1 protein-coding gene is annotated in these 1,684 nt (G+C 44.0%); it reads left to right on the top strand.

Going from position 1 to position 1,684, the window contains the following annotated elements; translation table 11 throughout:
* The first annotated feature begins 47 nt into the window (after positions 1-47).
* Positions 48-1,403 (top strand): AarF/ABC1/UbiB kinase family protein, encoded by a 1,356-nt coding sequence (locus L0J61_RS10700; RefSeq protein ID WP_301466420.1) that lies wholly within the window; start codon positions 48-50, stop codon positions 1,401-1,403.
* Positions 1,404-1,684: the final 281 nt, after the last annotated feature.

Here is a 1,684-nt window from a genome sequence, read left to right as displayed (position 1 = left end):
TTCTTTTTTATTATTTAACTTTCTTTTTATTATCATAGTTGTATTTTATGAAAATTCATCGCCCGAATTTATTAAAGCATACGTTCAATGTCGCCAATCGTGTTCGTCAAACGGTCAGTGTGGCTGGTCTGTCAGCGATTAGAGTCGCGAAAGGTGAAAAGCCTGATGCCATGCTGTTAAAAGAAACCTTTGAGCAGCTAGGCACGACTTATATTAAGATCGGTCAGTTCATTGCTAGTACTCCGTCCTTATTCCCACGGGAGTATGTCACCGCCTTTCAAAGCTGCTTGGATCAAACAACGCCCTTATCTTATGTTTATATCGAACAGGTTTTAAAAGAAGAGTTGGCGATTGATGGCAAAAGAATAGACGATTTGTTTGCCTTTATCGACCCAGAGCCATTAGCGTCCGCTTCCATTGCTCAGGTACATGCCGCACGTCTACATAACGGAGATGAAGTGGTGTTAAAGGTGCAAAAGCCTGGGGTGGAAACCATCATGCAGACAGATTTGGGGGTATTGCATGGCGTCACTAAATTGCTTGAAATAATGATGCCATCGATGAAATTTGCCAGCATCGCACCAATCATCGATGAGATACGTTTGCGTATGCTTGCCGAGACGGACTTTATCGCGGAAGCACAAAATATCCGTGATTTTCAGCAGTTTTTGTCAGTGGCAGGAAATACGCGAGTCGTCGCGCCAGATGTATATGAAGCGTTGACGACCAAGCGCGTGTTGACCATGAGCCGTTTATATGGTGTTTCCATGGTGGATGAGTCCGTTATGCGTCAATACTGTGCTGATCCTGCACAGGTGATGGCAGATACGCTCAATACTTGGTTTGCCAGTCTGATGCTATGCAATAGCTTTCATGCTGATTTGCATGCGGGCAATTTGATGTTGATGACAGACGGTCGTATCGGTTTCTTAGACTTTGGTATCGTTGGTAAATTAAAAGCTGAGAGCTGGCGTGCCTGTATGGGCATGATGCAAGCCATGCAAGACAGTGATTACCAAACCATGGCTCGTCATATGATCGATATGGAGATGACACATGGTGGCGACCAAGTAGACGTCGTGGCATTGGGCAATGATTTGCAGCGAATGATGCAAGCTATTATGGCAGAGGACAAATCCTTTACCAGTGGCGTGCCATTTAATAGTAAAGAGCAAGCGGATGAGCTCAATAAAATGATGCTGGAAATCGTGGAAGTTGGTAAGCGTCATGGCATTCACTTCCCACGTGACTTCGCTTTATTGACCAAACAGATGCTGTATTTCGACCGGTTCATGCGTACGCTTGCACCTGACATGGATATGTTTAGTGATCAGCGAGTACAAATGCTGGGGCAGTCGGAGAGTGAGTTAGAAAACCCAACCGTGATCGATGTTTCGCAGTAGCTGAAACGTGTCATTAATTAACACGCGCACTCATTTAGTGGTCTTGAAATGGCTAAGTTTTGCTACTCATCGACAAAAATCTTGTGGATATGCTTATATTTCTTGTAATTCTCTCCTTGATTAGCGTCAATTTACCTCATCTTAAGCTTCACTATCTTATGCCATTGGTCAGTTTTTAGGGCCATTAGTCAATTAGTCACCGTAGCTTTGGCTGACCCAAGTGATAACTTTAACATTTTACCGCAGAAATCCCCTACCTCTAAGGTAGTGGGATGAATGCG

The sequence above is a fragment of the Psychrobacter sp. genome (assembly GCF_030457785.1).
GTDB lineage: Bacteria > Pseudomonadota > Gammaproteobacteria > Pseudomonadales > Moraxellaceae > Psychrobacter.
Note: the sequence above shows the minus strand (reverse complement) of the source record. Positions and strands in the feature narration are given on the sequence as shown.